The following is a 21,964-nucleotide window of genomic DNA, read 5'->3' as shown; positions in this document are numbered from 1 at the left end:
ACCTATTCACATATTCATGCGGTTAGTTGGCCCTGATCCTACTTGCTGTTCCAAGCCTTCTATCTAATCATTTAAGCATACGGCAACGGCTGTCGTACCCGCGCCGCTATTACTTATTTCAAATAACGTGCCAAGAATATTTGAACCGGGAAAACAGTCCCATATGGGCCGTTAAGGCCTTTTTTGGCCAATAATCCTTATTATACGCCTTCCTGTAAATCCAATCGAAATGTAAATTGGGTAATTCTTACTCCCCCGTTTGTAAGATTACACGATTGCATTAAACCTTCCTGTCCAGTCGACATTACCCGCTTTTTTTAATTCCGAGGGGGTCCCAATATCAAGATATGCTCCCCCTTCAAATCTCACAGAACTGGCTTTTATCCCCGATTGGATGGCCTCTCTGAAAACATCTCCTATATATAATTCCCCTTTATTTTCGCTCGTTTCATCTCCCGAAAACCCCTCACTGCTGCTCTTGATGATAAAGTCACGCAAAAAACCGGTAAAAACCGGCGTCCACGCTGCGATGATCCAGGTATACATCAAGCTGGTCTTTTCCGGCTTAATAACGATATCTTCAATCGCTCCTTTATCGTTGAAATCGACCATATCCATTTTCCGGGGATCTCTGGCTTTGAATATCCCCAAAACCAGGTCGGCCCCCGTTTCAGCCTGCTTTCCAAGCAGCGAAACGTAAGCACTTGAGGGCCGCAGGATGATATCGGGAAACCCAAACAACACCTTGTCCTCTTTTATAAAGGGATAGGCCTTATTAATAGTCTGCGGGACCCCTCCGGTGGCTTCCGTTACCACATAGGCCAGATCCAATCCGGTCTTCGGTTCCTCGCTGAAATAAGACGGAATGTCCCATTTTCCCTCTCTGAGAATCATGAAAGCCCTCTCAACCGATGCTTTCCTCAGGTTTTCCATCAGATAAGAAGCCGCTGCCCTGCAGCTGCCATCCGGTTGTACTATGGGATAGATCTCCTTGCTGCATGGCAGCGGCGAGATTCTTCTTGCATATCCTGCTGCCGGTATTACCCCGACGATCTCCCCGGAATCACTCATCTGCCGCAAATATTTTCTCCCTGATAATCCGGTGGGATCGGTCTTCTTTTAACACATCGTTGTGGGCTCCACCAATTACATAGCCATCAAATTGTCCGGTGCATAGCTCCCTGAATCCAAAAAAGATATCGTCCCACCATCCCCGGAGCCCCATTTTTCGACCATGCATGACTTCCGATTTCAAATAGAGAATATCTCCCTCATACATGGTTTTCTCATGCTTCTTAATCGCTGTAAGCTGTGAAACGGTGCTGTAGCGATGCCGGTCCTTCAAAGGAATCTTTATTGAAAGCTGTTTCAGGATAGTGATCTTCCACCATTGCATTGTTTCTTCGGCTCTGAGTAATATCCCCCCCAGTTTATGATAGAAAGGCAGGTATTTAGCTAATACGGGAAATCGCCTGACAGAATAGTTTTCCTGTTTACCGCTTTTCTTCCGGGATGTATGCTCCTCTTGAGAGGCCCCTTTATTCACCGGTATCTCAGCCTTCAGACTGTCGGAAACCTGTTGAAAAACCTCATTATATCCTTCCGATGCCTCAGGCTCATCAGTATGATAGTGTTCTGAGTACAAATTAGGCGAGTCAGAAACCAAGATCGGATCCAGTACTTCAGCCCCTTCGGCTTTAAGCAGGTTAGCAATTTCGATGGCTATAATGCCCCCGATACAGTGTCCCCCCAGCCGATAGGGTCCTTGCGGCCAGGCTTCCCGGAGCTCTTTCTTATAGAATTTTGCCATTTCTACGATATCCTCCTCTCCCTTATACCCATCCCAGCCCGACCACTGAAAGGCAAAAACCGGTTGATCCGGGGGAAGGCCTTTGGCCAGATCTTTAAACATTAACACATTTCCGGCCCCTCCATGGACCATAAAAAGCGGAGGTGTTTCCACACTTCCGCGCTGGATCAGCTGGAGAGATCTGAACCTGTTAATGTCTGAATTTTCATTACTTCCGTCACCGTCAATAATTTCGGACAGTTCTGCTATGGTCGGTGCTTGTGTTAGAACGGAAAGTGGCAAATAGATATCGAACCGTTCTTCAATTTTTATAAAAAGAGTAAAGGCATTAAGGGAATCTCCTCCGAGATCAAAGAAATTTGCAGTGCGGGGGATGTTTTCAAATCCCAGTAATTTACTCCATATGTCAGCGAGGCGCGCCTCGGTTTCTGTTTGGTAGGTAGGTTCGCCCTTTTCTTCGGACCCTGACCCAGTCACTTGGTTTGCCGGCCTGGGCAGCGCTTTAAAATTAACTTTTCCGCTTGGAGTATAGGGTATGCTTTCCAGCTCCAAAACAAAAGCGGGAACCATATATCCCGGCAGCGACTCACTCAAATAGGCTTTGAATTCTTCTTCACTGACTTCTCCCTCCCTTTTGCAGACATAGTACGTTACCAGTTGGGTATTACTCCCGTGATTAACGCTGTGGGTAATACAGTGGGCGATTCCCGGGTGTGTAGCTCCTACGGTATTTATTTCACCCGGTTCGACCCGGTACCCGCGAATCTTGATCTGATGGTCGGCACGGCCTAAAAATTCGATCTCACCTTCGTCATTATATTTCCCCAGGTCCCCGGTTTTGTACAATATTTCATAGCCCGGTATATTTGGCGGACACTTGACAAAAGATTTCTTAGTTAACTCCTCCCTTCCGAGATAGCCGTGGGCGATATTTTGCCCCGCAAGATACAGTTCCCCCGTCTCCCCCTCCTCAACGATCTCCATATGCTCATCCAAAATATAAATACTATTATTCTTTATAGCAGTGCCTATCGGAGGAAGGTCCGGCCAGGAGAACGGATCTTCATCCAGCAAATAGGCTGAAACAACATGCGTCTCAGAGGGACCGTATTGATTCTCAAGCACGGAGTCGGGAAGGCTCGAAAAGAATTTTCTCAAATCATCATCCACCCTCAGCTGCTCACCGGCGGTAATGACTTCCGTTAGAGAACCGGGTAGCCTGTCGTTATACATGGCCGCCTCAACCAGGCTTCGCAGGGCCACAAACGGGATAAAAAGGCGCTCAATTTCAAAATAGTTTAGCGTCTTTAATAACGTACGCGGGTCGCGCCGCTTCTCGTCTTCTATTAAAAAAAGTGTTCCACCGGAGGACAACGTTGTGGCGATCTCCTGGAATGATACGTCGAAACTAATACTTGAGTATTGTATTACCCTGGCCTCCTCTTTAAAATAATCCCTTTCCAGTTGCCATTCTATCAGGTTGGATAAGGCCCGGTGAGGCATGGCAATGCCTTTGGGACGACCGGTTGAGCCCGAGGTAAAGATCACGTAGGCTATATCCTCTCCATTAATATCAACCGCAGGCGAAGAAGCGGAAAAGTGACTTAATTCCTCCTCTATGTCCTCCCAGAAAATCACCTGCCCGGTATTTGTTTCAAACCGATCGGCATATTTTTCATGAGTCATTAAGAGGCTTAGACGGGCGTCTTCTCTCATGATCTCCAGCCGGTCCACCGGATAATTCGGATCCAGGGGCACATAGGCAGCGCCCGATTTAAGTATGCCCAGGATACTTGCAATCATCTCCGCTGAACGCTCGAGGCATATGCCGACACGGTCTCCTTTGTCAATGCCCTGATTGGCAAGATAGTCAGCTATTCTGTTAGATTGTTGATCCAACTCCTCATAACTCAGGCTCTCCCCCTCAAAATATAGTGCCGTAGAGTTCTTGTAACGATCAAACCCCTTATTAAGCCATTCTGTAACGGTATTGACTGCCGTGTAAGAACCAGCTACAGAATTGTTATGATGTAATATTTTTTCCATTCTTTCTTCCCCATGATTAGTGATTTTCCCGGGCATATCCCCGGCTGTCCATTCAAGTTATCTCCATCTATTTTTTTGCATCCGGTCATAAATCCCGGATAAGCAGCGGGACAAGGCAATTATTCCTCCCTACTTCTCTCCTCTCCCTCTGTCAACCTTTGCAGGGGCTATTTTGCAGGGGCTATTGTGCCTGAGCCTGACTAAACAGTGTGGGGCACACCAAAATGTTCTTTTTGCTCCCTGCGAAGCTCGTCGATCAATCTTCCCTCCGGAACCTGCACGTCGTCGTACGTCAGTGCTTCATCTTTTTTGACATCTCTCTTCAAGACACATCCCTCCGCAACGCCCAGGGGCAGTAACCTTTCCAAGTGTGCCGTTTCCGCATTCTCACACACCCCATAGGTCATATAGTGACCGATACCGTCAATCTCCTCGCCGGCTTTCAAATCTTTCTTGGCTATGGTAACGACCTCGACGGTGGGAGCTCCTGAAGGGGCTATGGTGGCATCATCAAATAAAAAAGCCCGGGCCACCGTATTCGGGACCTCAAAATGGCATAAATGATAGGGCGTGTAAAAACAGTAATAGGGACCTTTTCCGAGTTTGTACAAGTGCAGGTAATGTTGCTGCTGCGGATGGTCATGCGTCCCGATAACGAAAACGCCGGGGCCGGGTGAAGCCCCCACAACGTAGTCCACGACACCTTCTTCGGTATTCAGAAGCTCATCGGGATACTCCGTAATTGCTTCCTCCAGGGGAGTTCCGGTCTCTACCGTCGGACCATGCATCCCTCTTTTGCCCACTTTCATGCCGGTAGCATTCGCTACTATCGCCTGCTCGAAAGAGATCTTGCTTCCATCCGCAAAGGAAGTGACCATGGAAGGCTTTTGGCCCCATTTTTTGGCAAATCCTTCCTGAGTGGTGGGATTACGGTACTCATCCTGTAACCCCTTGATATTTCCACACAATACCGGCTTCACTCCAATGCCCTTTACAAAGCGATAGAGATTCATGATCACGCCGGGCTGGTCTCCGTCTGCATTGGTAATCGTCACACCGTTTTGATCCGCATACACTTTCAGCAGCGGTCCCACCGTACCATCCAGCTCCGCATTCATCAACACTACGTCTTTTTTATTACGGATCGCGGCCAGTACCACTTCCGCACTAAATTGAACAGCCCCGGTCACCTCAATAATCACATCAATTTCATCGGAATGACACAACAGCATGGGATCCGTCGTTACACAGGATTTGCTTTCCCGGATGGCATTGTCCATTTCTTTCTGGGAATGGACCTCAGCTATATTTCCATCCTCTACCCCTGACTCTTCGTAGGCCGTAACTGCTTTGTCCAGCGTCCGGTTCGAGATTGCCACCAACTGCATTCCCTTTGCGGCTGTTTGGAATTGCAAAGCTATTCCTTTGCCCATAAAACCGGCTCCAACCATTGCGACCCGGATGGGATTGCCCTCCTTTTCAAGTTTTTCTAATGCTTTATCTACAATAATCATGGAAAATCTCCTCTTCTGCCAACATTTATAGTTACTTATTTATTTACCAGTTTCTTATAATCGGACCAGGATTTATCCTTTTCTGACAGTATTCTGGGCTCAACAGGCCAGTTAATATTGAAGGCAGAATCATTCCATCGGATCCCTTTTTCGGCGCCCGGGGTATAAAATTCAGAAACCTGGTAGGTGACTTCGGTCTTATTCTCCAGCGTAATAAATCCATGGGCAAATCCCTCGGGAACGTACAGCATGCGATAATTTTGCTCGCTGAGTTCAACGCCCATCCATTGCATATATGTGGAGGAATCCGCTCGTACATCTATGATGGCATCAAATATCGCGCCTTGGGTACAACGTACCAGCTTTGCTTCACCGTGGGGTTCCTGCTGGTAATGCATACCTCGCAGGGTACGCTTATACCGGTTGTAGGAGACATTCGCCTGGACCACCGGAAAATCAATTCCAATTTCCTTAAACTCATTGACACAATAGGATCGTGCAAAAAATCCCCTTTTGTCCTCCAGCTTATCCAGATCGATAATATAGGCGTCGTTTAATTCCGTTTCTTTAAAAATCATAGTCTTTTTATTCTGTATAGATTGTTTTTAAGATTTCATCTCCACTGAATGAACACATAGCTCTCTTTACTATGCATTATGCACTCAATATTTTTGTCGATTTATGCTCCATGACATATCCAGCTATCCTGTCGCCGATCTCAAGTGAAGCCGTAGCTGCCGGTGAGGGAGCGTTGCAGACATGAATACTTCTGCCCTTATACTTTATCAGGAAATCATCCACCAGGCTGCCGTCCGGGTTCAACGCCTGGGCCCTCACGCCGGCAGGTGAGGGAACCAGATCTTCCGCACGAACTTCGGGGATCAACTTCTGAAGGCTTTTAACGAATTCTTCCTTTGAAAATGACCGGTACAGCTCCCTGAATCCTTCCTTCCAATGCTGTCCGGCAAGTTTCCACAGGCCCGGGTAGCTTAATGACTGCCAGGCGTCCGCAGCGTCGAATGAAAATTTAGAATAGCCCTCTCTTTTGAGGCTGAGCACCGCATTGGGACCCGCATGAATGCTTCCGTCTATCATCCGGGTAAAGTGGACCCCCAAAAAGGGAAAAGAAGGATTCGGTACCGGATAGATAAGATTCTTTACCAGATGGCGCCGCTCTTCCGTGAGTTCATAGTATTCTCCTCTGAACGGGACGATACGGTGCTCGATCTCAACTCCTGCTTCCGAGGCAAGCGTATCACTGTGCAGTCCCCCGCAGTTTATCACATAATCACTCTCAAAATTTGAATTCCGGGTGCCAATGTAACACTGCCTGATATCCGTGTTAATAGAAACAACCTCTTGATTAAAGATAATTTCCACACCGAGCCGTGTCAATTCTTCCACCAGGGCCTCAGCCACTTTTTTATAGCTTACGATCCCCGCTTCGGGTACATGTAACGCCGCGATGCCGTTTACATGCGGTTCCAGTTCCTTGAGCTCTTCTTTCGATATCTTTCGGATATTCAGGCCGTTCTCTATCCCTCTTTCAGCCAGAGTATCCAAATAGGATAACTCCCGTTGGTCGGTAGCAACGATAACCTTGCCGCACTGCTCATAGGAAATATCGAATTCCCTGCAGAACCTCATCATTCTCTTGCAGCCCCGGGTGGTCAGTTCTGCTTTCTTGCTTCCGGGCTTATAGTATACCCCGGAGTGAATCACCCCGCTGTTTCTTCCGGTCTGATGAGACGCCGCTTCCTTTTCTTTTTCAAGAATAAGAATAGACGATTCCGGACTTGCCTTTTTAATGGCGTATGCCGTGGCCAGACCGACGATTCCTCCCCCGATAATTATAAAATTTTTCATAGTTGTTGTTATTAGACTTTTGCGTGTATTGATTGGTCTTCCCAGATGCGCCAGGGGCAATCATCAGCTTTCCATAAATCCTCCAGATGATTTTTATCGCGCAGCGTATCCATCGGATGCCAAAATGAATGATGTTTAAAAGCTCCCAGTTCTCCATTGTTGGCCAGTTGTTCCATAGGCTCCCGTTCCCAGACAGTATCATCTCCCTCGATGTAGTCAAAAACCTCTGGTTCCAACACGAAAAAGCCTCCATTTATCCATGCGTTGTCTTCCCGGGGCTTTTCCTTAAAGGAACTGATTCTGTGTTCCTCATATCCCAGCTTAAAAGTACCAAAACGACCCTCAGGCTGTACCGCCGTAAGAGTGGCCAGCGTATTGTGGGCCCGGTGAAATTCAATCAGATTAGCTATATTGATATTGCTTACTCCGTCACCATAAGTAAGACAAAACGTATCGTCTCCCACATAGTCTTTTACGCGCTTTAAGCGTCCCCCCGTCATTGTCCCGTTTCCCGTATCAATCAAGGTAACTTTCCAGGGCTCTACGTCATTTTGATGAATGTTCATCTCATTATGCTTTAGATCAAAGGTTATATCCGAGCGGTGCAGAAAATAATCTGAAAAATATTCTTTGATCATATATCCTTTATAGCCGCAACAAATGACAAATTCATTGACCCCGTAATGGGAATAAATTTTCATGATATGCCATAGAATCGGTTTTTCCCCAATCTCCACCATAGGTTTGGGCCGAACGCTGGTTTCCTCACTTAATCTGGTCCCGTAGCCTCCTGCAAGTATTACTGCCTTCATGATCTCTCTTTAAAATTTTTGAAGTTAGATATGACACTACATCAAGAGTTTTCTTGTGTAGATCACCATTTATTATTTGCGTACAGTAACAGTAATTCAAAAAATGTGCCAGATGAGATTTATTAATCAGAATTGCGCTCTCTATGCTTCAAATAGCCTTTTTTTTCTATGCTCCCTGTTTTTCGTATTTTTTTTATAGGCGGTTGAGTAAATATTACTACGCTTCAGACTAAGATTACACGATAGGAAATTGGATGTGTCCCTGGCAAATTATCACGAGCTGACCTTCGGCCTTATAGGCCAAGTCCAAAAACTAAACCATAAAGACTATAAGCTGGAGTTAATCCATCCGGGATCTGCCAATTATTATTTGTTGCCTGTTGTTATTACCACGGGCTGGTTTTTTAAAAACATAAAGGGATGGATCAAAATTATCCGGATGACCGGATCCGATTCATGACTGCGCTATTCGTACCAAATATCTAAAATTTATAGCTCAATTCATTTTTCTTAATATCTTTTTTAATAATGGAGTTATTTTCTTCAATTCCAATAAAATTTAACATTTCAAGTATTCCATCTTCAGTATTTAAAGCGTAATACATATCAATAATCATTATAGATCTGGGATATTTCAATATTAATTCTTCAACTCTGCTATAATATTTTTCCCAATATTTTTTTATCGCATTTCTCTTTAAGAAATTGTTGTAAGTTGGATAACATTTATCCCATTCACAATGACTCCAGATAAAGCCATTATGGTTGACCCAATGATTTCGTCCCCTTGTTTTTTTTAAATAGCTCTTTACCACCTCTTGCCTGTCCCTCTTCAAACAAATTATTTTAGTTTGAGGATAATTAGCAAGTATATATTCAATATACGGTAGATAATAAAAAGCAATATCACCTACATAGTGCTCTTTTCGTGATAAGATCCTTTTAATTTTATCATCCAAATCCCTGATAGATCGAATCCACGGTAATACTGGTTTTTCCTCATGAGTAAAATTTGAATCTTTTTGATTATTTAATAACTCACACAGAGAAACCGTACCACACCTACCCGTCCCAATTCCAAATACTAATTTTTTCATGAGTATATTTATTATTAAATCCTGTATTTAATTTTTGAAATTAATGATTTGCTCAATTTTTATACGGGTTTTGCCCAAACAAAGATTTCTTCACTAAATCCAATCACGCAACCTCCTGCAAATATTACTGCTTTAATGTTTTTCCAGTTTTTTGAAATTAGATTTGTCAGTAAACGAAGATTATTATATGTAGATCCCACTTATTATTTGAACGTAGACTAGTGGTAAATCAAAAAATGTGCCAAATGAAATAACTTAACCAGAGGTACGATCTCTATGCTTTAAACAGTCTTTTTTCGTTATACTCTCTGTTTTTTAAATATGTTCTACATACTACAGTCGAGTAAATATTTCAACGCTTAATTCTAACCTTACACAATAAAAAAAGTATCCTATCTTAATTCCCTATTAAGCTTTTTAAAACCTCGCTTGGCAAAGCCAATAGGGGAATTCAAAAATTGCTTTGAATAATTTCTGGTTTGCTTTTTTAAAATACTGAGCCTGTTCGGATAAATTATTTTGCTATCTCCCTGGTAACAAACAACCGGTTTTCCAGAAATCTTGGCTATCTCATTTGCTTGTCCTCTTGAACTTTCAATAAATAGCTTAGCTTTGACTTTTTTATAAACATTTGCCTTGTACTTACCATGATTCCCTGCTCTTATCCTTTCTTCCCGCGTATTATAATCCATCATTACAAGATTATCATATAAAATATTGTTTTTACTTAACCACTGTTCGGTTAATTCCCTATATTTTTCAAGTCGGCATGTAACCAACCAACCGATCTTCCTGGTGGGTATAATATTGGGAGCTACATTTAAAATAAATTGCCTGTATTTATGGCCATCGTCATTTTCCTCTTTTGACGGATCTCTGCACAAAACCCCATCGATATCCACACAAGACGACTTCATGATACCATGATGAAATAAATTCCATTCAAATATTCTTGGCATAGGCAAAACCTCTTTAAATATATCAGTTTTATCTATGGAATTGGATAGTGCATAAACGGCCCCATAGGAGATCCTATAAGGTAGATCACGCTTACGTATTTTCTCTTGAACTTTACTCATCTGATATCCGGAGTGGACACTGTCATCAACTACTAATATTTTTGATCCCTTGACCAACTGATTTCTTTCTTTAAGTGGCCTTCTACCTGAAGACAACAGCTTTCCATCAATTAATCCATCAATATCAGTAATAGGTAAATTAAGATGAAGTCCCAATATATTAGCAACAAGCAAACCACTTCTCGGAATACCAACAATTACATTGATATCCCGGGGAAGTTCTGGTATCCATGCCAGGATATCTCTATTTAATTCACTTATGGTCTTATAATTCATTTTTTGTACCCATTAACCTTAGATTAAGCCAATCATTTTTATCCAGCTTAATTTCATCTTAGATTATCTTTTGGATGTTTCTACAATCTAAATTTTTAACATTTACTTGGGCAAATTTTTTGGAGACCAAGGCAAAGATTGGATGATTTGATTTAAAACATACAGTTGAAACTGCCATGCTTTTCTTTACTTATCTACTTTTACAGATATTTATATACGCAACGTATTTTATAAATATCGTTTAGAGAATAACATCCCAATCCTATTGAATCACAAATGCCCCAGTTCCTTAAGTATTTTTATGTAAAAGCTTTATTTAACGTATACTATGAGTTTATTTATCAAATTATAAAGCCGTTCGTTATTTTAAACTTTAAAAACAGGTAGCAGGTAAGTCAAACGTCCAGTGCAGAAACCTTATGCTCTGATCTTGATGTAGGCCGGGACCGCTTACTTGGATAAATTACAGAATCATCTTCAACAGCCATATATTTTTTATTAGTACGGAGAATATATAGGGCTGCAGATAACCGATGATAAAGATAGGAAAAAGGATTAATTCCATGCCTGAGCAAAGTTGGTAGTATCTTAAGCGTACCCCCAAAAGCTTTAAAAAGCGCTATACTTCCATTCGTCCGGCAATCATATGCACCAGTTACCCAATTTCTTCTTTTATCAAATTTAGGGACAGATTTGATGGTGCTTAAAAAAGGATGCTCGACAATATATTCAGGTACATACAATACTTTTAGCCCGTGCTTCAGGCAGTCCTCAATAAATACGGTTTCCTCGGCGCCGACAATCAGCTCTCTCCCAGCACCAAAACGTTCATCAAAATACAGCCCGGCGTTCTTTATTTTTTCTATGTTAAATCCTATTTCAACACTGCTGATAGAAAAACTTGTTTTTTTCAATTCCAGCCGGGCTTCCGGATATTCCTTGTACTCAGGTTCACCTGTTCTTGTTTTAATTTTAAAAAGGGCAATATCTATATCCGTATTTTCCCGGAAGGTTTCCTTCACAATATCAATATAACTATTTCGATAAGTTACGTCATCATCCGCAAAGAGGCCAATTTCCCCCGAGGCATGTTTTATAGCATTATTCCTTGATCTGGAAACGCCCTTGCCTTTAATTTGCGAAATTGTAACATCTCTCCGCTTCAGTTCATCAGGAATTTCCCTGTACCTGTCACTCGTGTATTGATGTGAAACAATATATTCGACATCATCCCTCGGTTCCAGAAGCACATTTTTGACTCTTTTAATACCTTCATCGATAGTTGATACCAGAATGCTAATCATTTTTCCTCAATTGTACATATTATGGGATAAGTTCAAACATTTAGTTTCGCTTTTTCTAACTTTCCAAAGCCATTTCACGAAATCTCATATTTGTACTTACCAGGTCCTGATATGTTCCCTCCTGAATTATTTTACCATCTTCCATAAAATATAGTTTATCGCAGTTTTTTACGGTGGTAAGCCGGTGGGCAATCATGATCAGGGTTCGCTCGCCCTTCAATGATGAGATAGCATTGGTAATTTCTTTCTCGGTAATATTGTCGAGTGCTGAGGTGGCCTCATCCATTACGAGTACTTTAGGATCGTGATAGAGTGCCCTGGCAATCCCAATGCGCTGCCGCTGTCCCCCCGACAAGCGAGTACCGTGTTCCCCAACAATGGTATCCAACCCATCGGGCATACGATTAAGCATGGTTTCTAATTGTGCCAGCCTCACGGCCTCCATGACTTTGTGATCATCGATCTCGTCCTCAGGCAATCCAAAAGCAATATTAGCACGAAGCGTTTCATCAGCCAGGTAAATCATTTGTGGAATGTATCCGATATTTCTCTGCCAGGCCGAGATATTCTCCTGAATACTTTTTCCATCCAGGAGTATTTCACCGCCATCCGGGTCAAGCAAGCCCAATATGAGGTCCACAACCGTGGTCTTTCCGGCCCCGGAAGCTCCTACAAAGGCTACGGCCTCACCCTTAGGAATAGTAATGGAAATCCCGTCTATCGCCTGCTCCTCACTCTCGGGATAGCGATAGCTTAGATTTTTTATAACAATCTGATCTTCAAATTCTAATTTATTTTTGTTTTTTCTGTCTTTAATAAACCTGGTATTATAATCTTCCAGTTCTTTAAGATCATCAAAAATAGGGTCAAGTGAGACCATATTATACCGTAAGTTAGTATACATGGACACCAGCTGTTGAATAGAGGGCATCAGGCGAACCGTGGCCATCGCAAACAACGTAAGAATGGGAATAATAGCCCCCATTGATCGGTCCTGCCACACTAATAACACCGAAACCAGCAACATGCCAAGTACTGCCGTGGTCTCAACCACCGGCCGGGGGATTTGCTGTATAAACCGTATGTAGGCCATCAAGCGCGTACTCATGTACGCCTCGATACGAAATTTTTCAATAAACTCTTCTTCCCGGTTCAATACCCGGGCATCCTTTATGCCCCCCAACCCCTGATTAAGGGCTTTGATCATCTCCGAGCGCCGCTCCTGCTCCTCCCGGCCATATTCCTTCATCTTTTTTTTGTTCAGCAGGATAAATGTCCCCGCTCCCAACCCCGATAAACTGATAACCAGAATAGTTATTAGCGGCTCCATTACAAACAGAAAAATAAGAATGGACAGGGCCATTACTCCTTCTCGGGCCATTTTGAGAAGTATTGAAACGACATTATTGATAAACACATTGATTTCCTGGGTAATATTTCTCAGAAGCTCAGCGGTATTCCTCCGCAAATGAAATATATAAGGAGCCTGCATGTAGGAGCGCATCAACCGGTGGCTGATGGTATACCGGCGGTTAAAAATGAAACGTGCCTCAAAATAGTTAAACGCAATTATATAGAGGCTTTTAATAATAAAAATACTCACCAAAGCAATCGAGCCCCATATAAGCAAGTCCTCTGCATTTGAAATGGCCAATGTCGAAAGAACGGGTTCCAACCATTCAATCTCCAGCACCCGTTCCGGATCCGCCACAATGGCTACGAATGCCGGAATCATTCCAATACCCGCCACCTCCATGACAGCGGCCAGCAGCATAAGCAGCAAAAGAACAACCAGTTTAAATGGATCTCCTTTGGGTAAAATGTAGAATATTTTCTTTAAAATTGACGACAAAACGCAACCACCAAAATTTTAATGTTAATTCTCATTAATTCTCTGTTAACTTTAAACTTAATTACCCCTGAGATTTTCAATCAATAGTATGGATGTAGCGATAACGCTGACAACAGGTGCAACAACCTCAACATAATCACCAAATGAAGGTTTCCTTCGCACTTGCAGCGACACGATATCATTATTCCTGAGATCAAATTCAAACATTTCCACGGGCTCAGGATCCTGGTACTGGTACCTGAACAGGGCGACTTCAACCAGTTTCCTGTTACTGTCATACCGGGAGACTTTGACCTCTATCTGGGTTTTCGTCCAGTCAATATTGGATTCCCTGCCCCGGAGCTGGGTATATCCCAGACCAAATGAAATCAATTCCGGCAAGCTGATGCCCTCCGGGACAATATACCGCCCGGAGCTGCCCACATCTCCCCATACATTCAGGGTGTCAGTCAGTTCCCCCGCTTCCGCGACCCGGATATACCGGTCACTGAGTTCTTCCTGCATTTGTGCCTGCATAAGCGAGGGTACAAGCATTAAAAATGCGGCAACGATAGTAATAGTAAAACCTCTATAATTATTAATCATGATTTTTTCTCTTTTTAGTATATATTTATAAGCTGTGCTTTATTTCTCTCTGATGATTGATTACAAATACTCCTCATAATTACTATACAGTGACTGATAGTAGCCGTCTCCATAGTAATTTCCGGTTTCCTTACGATAATCAAAGCCATTAAGAACAATGCTTGTTACGTTTGCGTTAATTTGCTTAAGCTCGTCCATCGTTTTAAGCAACATTCCTTTATTGGTTTTTCTGTATTTTGCCACGACAACCGTAGCTTGCGCGGCCTTCAGCAGGGCGGCTGAGTCACTGATGATTCCATAGGGAGGGGTATCCAGAATAATCACATCAAACACCTCTTCCATTTTCTTCAGCAACTTTTTAAAGGTCATGCTGCTTCCAATGATTTCCGGCATATCAGCATTCTTACCTGCTGTTATCACTTTAAGCGCATCTATATCCGTATCCTGGATTAACTGTTGAAAGGGAAGACTGCCATTCAGATAATCGGATAAGCCGGCCTCTTCTGTCAAACCGAAGTACTTATGAAGCTTGGGGCGTCGAAAATCGGCCCCGATAACCAGTGTCCAATATCCCTCCTCGGCAAACGCAACGCCCAGGTTCGCCGCAATGGTTGATTTTCCGTCTCCCTTTTCGGGACTTGTAATGGCAATCGTCTTGGGCGGAGTATCCCCGTTTTGATAAATAATATTGTTTTTAAGCCGCCGGATAGCCTCTGAAGTAAAACTCGTACGATTCTGAATCATTACGGCTTCATCGGGTACCTTGCCCTCTCCTACTGAGAATGATTTCCGATCCTCCTTCGAGACCTTGTCCAATGAAGGCACTACGGTAAGCGAAGGAAGATAATATGTCCGGAGCTGCTCTACGCTATTGACGCTGTTATCCCTGAATTCCCTGACGGCAATAAAGCCAACGGAGAGCAATCCTCCTAACATGACGCCCAATACCAGGAATAGTTTTTTATTGGGACTTACGGGTGCATTCGGGGATTCTCCCGGGTCTATGATACGGCCAAATCCGTACTGCGACTGGCTCCATATAGACATATCCGCATACTGCCGCGACACATTCAAATAGAGCTCTTCATTCATTTTGACATCTCTCTGCAGCTTTGCCAATTCAATCATACCTTCCGGCAATGAATTAAAGTTAGCATCCATCTCCTGCTTATGCGATTGGAGAGCGCTTCGACGAGATGTCAATTGATTTCGTTGTATGCGCAACTCTGTCAGGCGGCTTTGGATTTGAGACACCATCTGCGCCCTGTCCTCACTATTCATTCCCATAAACTCTTCATCTGATGTGAAAAGTTTACCGGAGAGCTCTTTAATTTCACCTTTAAGCCGATCTATTTGCTCATTTACATACTGCAGCCTGGGGGGCGTGGGGTTTCTTTCCAAAACGCCCGGGTTCTTCGAAATAATCAATGTTCGCTCCTGTTCATACTCTGCCAGTCTTTCCTGGGCATTCTGAATTCGTGGTCCGATGGCCTCGGAAAACTGCTCGGACAGCCCCGGCTTTATTCTTTCAAGCTGTTTTTCATAATTAGCTATGTTTTCCTCGACCGACTCGAGTTCTAAATTAATGCGCTGCAGCTCAGCTTCCGTTTCAGCTCTTTGAGAAACCATACTTGAAGCCTGCTCATCAACCTGGACAATACCCGTGGCATCCATATAATTTTGAAGTTCTTCCTCGGCCTCCTGGAGATTTTGCTGAATCTCCTCCTTTTCTTCTCTCAGAAATTCTGCCGTCGACTGGGCAGCCTGCCGATTTTGCTTCGTTGATGTCTCAACATAAATCTGCATGGCTACATTAACGATCTTCGAAGCCTCTTCGGGCGACGTACTGTTAAAATTGACCTCCACTATATCTGCCTCTTCTTCAACCCGAAGAAATTCGATATTGCTTCTTATTCTACCGGCCACTGCTTCTTTTGAGGAACGGTTAATTTCTCCATTTTCTTCTGTTGTCCACAAAATCGGAAACTGATTACGGTCTCCCGGATCCTCTTTTATAAGGCTATCGGCCACTTGAAGCGAAAATTTCCTTGATTGAAGCACCTGAAGCTCGTTTATGACGGTTGAACTCGTCCCATAGCCGGTTGTTTGAGACACAATCTTAGACAACTCATCACTCGGTGACTGGTCAGTGGAACTAATCATCAGAGTCCCGCTACTTTCATAAACAGGAGTAATGGTGTCCGCATAAAACCAGGCACCAGCCACTCCTGCAACCAGGAATAAAAGTACAATCCACTTATATTTTTGCAAGAGCGATACAATTTTTTGTGGATCAAGTCCATTATCACTCTTCTCATTAAAAGTGTTGTTGTCATCAGGGGCATATTGAAATTTATCAATCCCATTTTGAGGACTATTATTATGTTTTTGAAGTGAACCGGACATTTTAAACCTTCTTTTTTATATTATTGGCTTTTTGACAATTTTTAATTGAAAATCATCAATTTGCTTTTGTTAGATTATCAGCGCGTGTGTCAAGTACAATTATCTGCTATTGAGCTCTGATAAAGTGAATTTAAACAAAATGACCATGGCTATACGACCCCTCTTTGTCAATAACATTTTCCTATCCTTCTACAAATAACGATTTACCTTTCTGAGGAGTCATAGTGCCGTTAACTTTCTTCCTTTCCTTATAGGTGTACGTCGGTACCAATGATTTTAAGTGATCCCTGATGTATTCATTTTTGCCCTTTTTAAGATGGGCAAGCAAGTCAGAAATTTTTGTTTCAAGCTCTTCTTCATCTGTTCTTCTACTGCAAATAGCTTTGAAAATTTCCTCATGTTCAGTTTCAAGCACTCCTTCTTCGGCATTTAACAGTTCCTCATATAGTTTTTCGCCGGGACGAAGACCGGTTATTTCAATTTGAATATCTTTATCCGGTTCTAAATTATGCAGCCGGATAAGATCCTTAGCCATATCCAGTATTTTAACCGGCTCTCCCATATCGAGTACAAAAACTTCTCCGCCATCCCCCATGGATCCCGCCTGCATAGTCAATAATACCGCCTCGGGAATCGTCATAAAATACCGTTTCATCTCGGGATCGGTTACCGTAACGGGTCCCCCATTATTAATCTGTTCGATAAATATAGGAACCACAGAACCTCTTGATCCCAAGACATTTCCAAACCGAACGGAAATAAATTTTGTGGGGCCGGTACCATTTCGGGCCATGCATATTTCTTCCGCAACCCGTTTGGTAGCTCCCATCACATTGGCCGGGTTCACCGCCTTATCGGTTGAAACCATTACAAACTTATCCACTTTGTGTTTGCATGCGAGCGAGGCTATTAAACGCGTCCCCCCAATATTGACCTTTATGGCCTCATCAGGAAAACTCTCCATCATGGGAACATGCTTGTAGGCTGCCGCGTGAAAAATGATGTCGGGCTGAAACCGGGCGAAGACCTGATCGATTTTTGATTCATCCGTAATATTTGCCACGCAGGGTATCACTTCGGTTTCTGACCCCTCAAATTCATTCACCAGATAAAACAATTCGGTCTCATCAATATCCAGGGCAACCAGCCGGGTCGGTTTCAGTTTGGCACACTGCTCTACCAGTTCGCTGCCTATTGATCCCCCTGCCCCCGTCACCAGAACTGTTTTCCCGGTGATACTGGCTCTAATGGAATTGATATCAATCTTAACCGGTTCTCTCCCCAGTATATCCTCAATACTTACATTACGAATATGTTTCACACCCACCGGATCATCCGTCAGGGAATGAAAAGAAGGAAGTATTTTAATCTCCATTTCAGGACGGATTTCCTTGATTTCATCAATGATCTCTTTTAAATCTTTTTTGGGCATTTCAGGGAATGCAACAATCAGCAACTCCACAGGAAAGCGTCGAATATGATCAATCATTTCTTTTTTACCGCCCAGGACCCGAACTCCATGCATACGCAGGCCGGGCAAGACCCGGTCATCAAAGATTCCGTAGACCGATAAGTCCCACTGGTTATTTTTAAGAATATCCCGCAGTATTTGCTCGCCCTCACTTTCACCGCCAAAAATGATTGTATACTTTTTGCTATTTTTGGATCTGCTGATGAACTCATGATAGAGCCTTTTACTGATTCTGAAACCGGATATCAAAAGTACCCCATGAATTAAAACAAGAGCGGTAAATACATATTCATAATTGCCCATCTCCTGGTAAAAAGGAGCTATGCCAAAAGAGAGTCCCCCTCCCAACACAATGGCCAGTATAATCCGTACAAGGTCTCTTAATCCCGTATATTTCCAGTTCACCAGATACATCCGAAAGACTGCCATAGCCGCAAGTATTGAGCCGATGATAAGCAGTGTATGCTCCAGCGGAAATGTCCTTACAATATCGGTAAACGGGAAGAGAATGATATATGACAGCAGTGCTGAGAGGCATAGCGAAAAAGCATCGCCCACCAGAAAAAACAAACCTCTTGTAAACTTGTTTCTGTACTTGTATTTCTCTTTATATGATTCAATTTCCATTAGTGCCCCATTCTTTTTTCTCTCGATAGTAAAATTGATGACAAAAACTATGGTTTATGTATTGGTTTCTGTCTTTCAAGTAATAGCTATAAATTTCAATTATTGATATTGTTACTATTCAAATGCATCTTACGTTGAACTTGTTTATTACAAGAGTTATGCCAATTCATTCAATCTGTTGTAAACTAACGGTAAAGCACCTCTCAAAATGAACACAGGTACCTACAAAGGACTTTTTCTTAAGAATTTATTTGATCATGAACCCGATGCAACAGAGCGGTATAAGAAAGTTTCGGGTGGAATGTGTTAATATTATTCATCAGAACGAGTAAAAACTACTCGATTATGATCTCATCCCGCTCTTGCTTAATCGACGTGAGGAAAGACGAAGAACCTTTTTTATAGTTGTAACAACCCGCAATAGATCTTGATCCCTCAGATTACTACCGGATGGAAGGCATAACCCATACTTGAAAACCTCATCAGATATTCCCCTGCCATAATATGGAAAGTCTCGATAAAGCGGCTGCAAATGCATGGGCTTCCACAGGGGACGACTTTCGATGTTCTGATCCTCCAGTGCCAGACGGAGATTTTCTCTGGTTATTCCTCCGGTCTGATTGGGATTCACAAGTATGGTTGTAAGCCACCGGTTGCTGTAGTAATGCTCGGGCTCTTTCAAAAAATAGATACCGCCCGGGGAATTTTTTGTTTTGAATCCGATGTCATCAACAGGATACCGATCTTCGGGATCGAGCCAAGTACCGTCCAGCTCCCGGAAATAGTATTCATGATTGGAACGCCGCTTGCGCACACGGTCATTTATAACTTTTATCTGTCCCCGGCCTATTCCGGCAATGATATTGCTCATCCTGTAATTGTAGCCCAGCTCTGAGTGCTGGTAATGCGGAGCATTATCCCGGGCCTGTGTTGAGAGAAACCGGGCTTTATTTATAAGATCTTCCTCATCACTTAGTAATGCTCCTCCTCCCGAAGTAGTTATAATCTTATTCCCATTAAAAGAGAGAACAGATAATTTACCAATAGTACCACACATTCTGCCCCGTACCGATGAACCCAATGCCTCTGCGGCATCTTCAATAACAGGGATGCCATATTTTGACGCAATTCTCGCGATGCTGCCGACCTTTGCCGGCATACCATACAGGTGAACCAGTATAATCGCTTTGGGTTTACCTTTATTCTTTTCTATTCTATCTATAATGGCCTGTTCTAAAAGCTCCGGGTCCATATTCCAGGTTTCTGCTTCCGAATCAATAAAAACAGGATTAGCACCCAGATATCGTATCGGATTGGCAGAAGCTGCAAAGGTGAGAGACTGGCAAATAACCTCATCATCCCGTTCTACTCCACAAAGGAGCAACGCCAGGTGAAGGGCAGCCGTACCTGAAGTAACAACCGCAGCGTGCGCTCTTCCGGTATAGCTCTCCAGGTCTTTTTCAAATCCATCCACATTTGCTCCCAGTGGTGCGATCCAGTTTGTATCAAAGGCTTCGTGAATATAGTCGATTTCGTCCCCGCCCATATGAGGAGAAGAAAGGTAAATACGAGGTTTAGCTTTTTTCATAAAATTGATCTGGCATGTAACTGGCCCTACGAAGCACCTGATTTCAGTTTTTCTCTATCGAACGAATCGTAAGAAACAGTGTTCGACTATCCTACATGAATCGATACAAGAGTTATGCCAATTTGATATAATCCTATTTAACACGCGATCAATTTGATAGGATTCACCTTTCTAATATTCCCTCTCAGACTGTAAAACGGTTTTTACAGGAAATAACCTCACGGTATAGCCAAAGGTAATGACACACAAATAGTGTTACGTTTATGCATCCTACTGAGTAAATTTTACTTGATTCTCTATCGATTTGTTGTACCCGGAAGAAAAGTAGGTAACTTGGACCCCGCTTCCCTGCAATCGTCCCTGGGAATATTCGAGGCAAGCAAATGGTACGATAATTCCGGATATATGCTTTAGGATGGATTGCTTTGTGGCCGCCTGAATCAAGCAAACATATGTTACTTGTCTCTCTCAATATTAGCAATATATCACGTACGCGCCCTTATCGCATCGCAAATGGCTGATAAGGGCCGCAATGACTCTCTATTTTAGCTTTTAGAGAGAAAAGAGGGAAAACGGTAGACTGGTCCTGCCCGTCGGAGCTTACAACTTTTTTGTCCGTTCAATTGATATTTACCCTACAAATTTCCTTCCTATAACAATTTTGGACCTATTATTGCATAATAAAAAAAGGGTTTTCCTACAAACATTATATAAGAGAGGTCAAGTGGCAGCAACCCAAAACTCACTTGCCTTTTATTCATTTGAATTAAAAGATAACGGTTAAGTGGCTCTCATTTCATCCAGAAAAAATGTGCAGAATATTCAAGATCTAAGAATAATTATGAATTTCAATCGAATATTATTGATTTTACTCTTTTTATTCATCACCCCGGGCATCGTTAGTATTGCCGGGGCCCAATCTATTGAGTTTGGAATAAAAGGCGGATTGAATACCAGCTCTCATCTGAATAGTTTCAGATACGCAGATGGAGACATCGATCTCGATTTAAAACCAAAAGTCACTACAGCTTATCAAGCGGGACTTATCCTCCGGAAAGATTTTTCCCGGGTATTTCGTTTGCAAATCGAACCATCTTTAATCATGCTGGGAGCAAAATATGAGGAAGCGTTTATGCTCCGGGGATTTGAATTCCAAACGGAAAGCAAAACGGAACTGCTGTATATTCAAATGCCTTTGGTATTCCAATTATCGACCAATCCCACTTCAAAATCGGTCAGGGTGCATGGACGAGAGAAAGCCACAACCACGTATCATCTGACCGGCGGAGTTTACGGTGGGTACCTGTTAGATGCCCGTTTTTCGGGGACCAACACAGGGGCTCCCATCGGCGTATCTTTTGAAGGTGATTTTTCCAACGACGTCAAATCCCAATACTCCGAATACGACGGGGGTGCAATCCTGGGAGTGGGCTTTGAATACGGTTCAAGGCAAAAAATTGGATTTGAAACACGTGCCCTGTATGGGGTACTTGATTCAGGCAACGCTCCCGGCTTGTCATTTGAACCTCACAATGTAGCTGTTACCTTTTCTGTTTATTTGCTGTTTTAGTTTACCGTTCTGGGGGTTAAAGAACGTCATTAATATGTAAATATTTACTTCTGTCTAAATA

Annotated in this window: 15 protein-coding genes; 1 reads left to right on the top strand and 14 read right to left on the bottom strand. The window is 43.0% G+C overall.

The window, feature by feature from the left end:
- Positions 1–267 precede the first annotated feature (267 nt).
- The 14 genes from BUB16_RS00600 to BUB16_RS00530 all read right to left on the bottom strand — a co-directional run bounded on the left by BUB16_RS00600 (position 268) and on the right by BUB16_RS00530 (position 20,333).
- On the bottom strand, positions 268–1,071 hold the full coding sequence (locus BUB16_RS00600) for a sugar phosphate nucleotidyltransferase (protein ID WP_073058879.1): 804 nt from the start codon (positions 1,069–1,071) through the stop codon (positions 268–270).
- Entirely contained in the window at positions 1,064–3,856 is a 2,793-nt protein-coding gene (locus BUB16_RS00595; RefSeq protein ID WP_170864231.1) for a non-ribosomal peptide synthetase, read from the bottom strand. The genes BUB16_RS00600 and BUB16_RS00595 overlap by 8 nt, the downstream gene beginning before the upstream one ends.
- Before the next feature lie 200 nt (positions 3,857–4,056).
- Positions 4,057–5,370, bottom strand: a complete 1,314-nt coding sequence (locus BUB16_RS00590) for an NAD(P)H-dependent oxidoreductase (RefSeq protein WP_073058877.1) — start codon at positions 5,368–5,370, stop codon at positions 4,057–4,059.
- 35 nt (positions 5,371–5,405) lie between these two features.
- Positions 5,406–5,948, bottom strand: a complete 543-nt coding sequence (gene rfbC / locus BUB16_RS00585; protein ID WP_073058876.1) for a dTDP-4-dehydrorhamnose 3,5-epimerase — start codon at positions 5,946–5,948, stop codon at positions 5,406–5,408.
- 76 nt (positions 5,949–6,024) lie between these two features.
- Entirely contained in the window at positions 6,025–7,236 is a 1,212-nt protein-coding gene (gene lhgO / locus BUB16_RS00580; protein ID WP_073058875.1) for an L-2-hydroxyglutarate oxidase, read from the bottom strand.
- An 11-nt stretch (positions 7,237–7,247) separates the two neighbouring features.
- The gene (gene rfbF, locus BUB16_RS00575) at positions 7,248–8,048 is read right to left on the bottom strand and encodes a glucose-1-phosphate cytidylyltransferase (protein WP_073058874.1); all 801 of its coding nucleotides are present in this window, start codon (positions 8,046–8,048) and stop codon (positions 7,248–7,250) included.
- 482 nt (positions 8,049–8,530) lie between these two features.
- Positions 8,531–9,145: a sulfotransferase gene (locus tag BUB16_RS00565; RefSeq protein ID WP_073058872.1), complete on the bottom strand. Its 615-nt coding sequence runs from the start codon at positions 9,143–9,145 to the stop codon at positions 8,531–8,533.
- A 392-nt stretch (positions 9,146–9,537) separates the two neighbouring features.
- Positions 9,538–10,500 carry a phosphoribosyltransferase gene (locus tag BUB16_RS00560; RefSeq protein WP_073058871.1) on the bottom strand — a complete coding sequence of 321 codons (963 nt, stop codon included), beginning with the start codon at positions 10,498–10,500 and terminating at the stop codon, positions 9,538–9,540.
- Positions 10,501–10,895: 395 nt separating this feature from the next.
- Complete coding sequence (locus BUB16_RS00555) at positions 10,896–11,804, bottom strand: glycosyltransferase family 2 protein (RefSeq protein ID WP_073058870.1); 909 nt, start codon at positions 11,802–11,804, stop codon at positions 10,896–10,898.
- A gap of 55 nt (positions 11,805–11,859) precedes the next feature.
- On the bottom strand, positions 11,860–13,656 hold the full coding sequence (locus tag BUB16_RS00550) for an ABC transporter ATP-binding protein (RefSeq protein ID WP_073058869.1): 1,797 nt from the start codon (positions 13,654–13,656) through the stop codon (positions 11,860–11,862).
- A 57-nt stretch (positions 13,657–13,713) separates the two neighbouring features.
- Positions 13,714–14,241, bottom strand: coding sequence for a hypothetical protein (locus BUB16_RS00545; RefSeq protein WP_073058868.1), 528 nt, complete (start codon positions 14,239–14,241; stop codon positions 13,714–13,716).
- 60 nt (positions 14,242–14,301) lie between these two features.
- On the bottom strand, positions 14,302–16,647 hold the full coding sequence (locus tag BUB16_RS00540) for a GumC family protein (protein ID WP_073058867.1): 2,346 nt from the start codon (positions 16,645–16,647) through the stop codon (positions 14,302–14,304).
- A 181-nt stretch (positions 16,648–16,828) separates the two neighbouring features.
- Positions 16,829–18,745: a polysaccharide biosynthesis protein gene (locus BUB16_RS00535; RefSeq protein WP_139240128.1), complete on the bottom strand. Its 1,917-nt coding sequence runs from the start codon at positions 18,743–18,745 to the stop codon at positions 16,829–16,831.
- Positions 18,746–19,088: 343 nt separating this feature from the next.
- A complete protein-coding gene (locus BUB16_RS00530) occupies positions 19,089–20,333 on the bottom strand; it encodes a DegT/DnrJ/EryC1/StrS family aminotransferase (protein ID WP_073058866.1) in 1,245 nt (414 codons plus the stop codon).
- 841 nt (positions 20,334–21,174) lie between these two features.
- On the opposite strand from BUB16_RS00530, the gene BUB16_RS00525 reads away from it, so the two are divergent.
- On the top strand, positions 21,175–21,903 hold the full coding sequence (locus tag BUB16_RS00525; RefSeq protein ID WP_073058865.1) for a porin family protein: 729 nt from the start codon (positions 21,175–21,177) through the stop codon (positions 21,901–21,903).
- The last annotated feature ends 61 nt before the right edge of the window (positions 21,904–21,964 follow it).

Source organism: Fodinibius roseus, assembly GCF_900129315.1.
Lineage (GTDB): Bacteria > Bacteroidota > Rhodothermia > Balneolales > Balneolaceae > Fodinibius > Fodinibius roseus.
The sequence above is the reverse complement of the archived record's forward strand: the minus strand, read 5'-3'. Positions and strand labels throughout refer to the sequence as shown.

Bases quoted from the DNA above. Each gene is read 5' to 3' on its own strand.
- BUB16_RS00600 (WP_073058879.1), bottom strand. From the start codon at position 1,071: ATGAGTGATTCCGGGGAGATCGTCGGGGTAATACCGGCAGCAGGATAT.
- BUB16_RS00595 (WP_170864231.1), bottom strand. From the start codon at position 3,856: ATGGAAAAAATATTACATCATAACAATTCTGTAGCTGGTTCTTACACG.
- BUB16_RS00590 (WP_073058877.1), bottom strand. From the start codon at position 5,370: ATGATTATTGTAGATAAAGCATTAGAAAAACTTGAAAAGGAGGGCAAT.
- rfbC (WP_073058876.1), bottom strand. From the start codon at position 5,948: ATGATTTTTAAAGAAACGGAATTAAACGACGCCTATATTATCGATCTG.
- lhgO (WP_073058875.1), bottom strand. From the start codon at position 7,236: ATGAAAAATTTTATAATTATCGGGGGAGGAATCGTCGGTCTGGCCACG.
- rfbF (WP_073058874.1), bottom strand. From the start codon at position 8,048: ATGAAGGCAGTAATACTTGCAGGAGGCTACGGGACCAGATTAAGTGAG.
- BUB16_RS00565 (WP_073058872.1), bottom strand. From the start codon at position 9,145: ATGAAAAAATTAGTATTTGGAATTGGGACGGGTAGGTGTGGTACGGTT.
- BUB16_RS00560 (WP_073058871.1), bottom strand. From the start codon at position 10,500: ATGAATTATAAGACCATAAGTGAATTAAATAGAGATATCCTGGCATGG.
- BUB16_RS00555 (WP_073058870.1), bottom strand. From the start codon at position 11,804: ATGATTAGCATTCTGGTATCAACTATCGATGAAGGTATTAAAAGAGTC.
- BUB16_RS00545 (WP_073058868.1), bottom strand. From the start codon at position 14,241: ATGATTAATAATTATAGAGGTTTTACTATTACTATCGTTGCCGCATTT.
- BUB16_RS00540 (WP_073058867.1), bottom strand. From the start codon at position 16,647: ATGTCCGGTTCACTTCAAAAACATAATAATAGTCCTCAAAATGGGATT.
- BUB16_RS00535 (WP_139240128.1), bottom strand. From the start codon at position 18,745: ATGGAAATTGAATCATATAAAGAGAAATACAAGTACAGAAACAAGTTT.
- BUB16_RS00530 (WP_073058866.1), bottom strand. From the start codon at position 20,333: ATGAAAAAAGCTAAACCTCGTATTTACCTTTCTTCTCCTCATATGGGC.
- BUB16_RS00525 (WP_073058865.1), top strand. From the start codon at position 21,175: ATGAATTTCAATCGAATATTATTGATTTTACTCTTTTTATTCATCACC.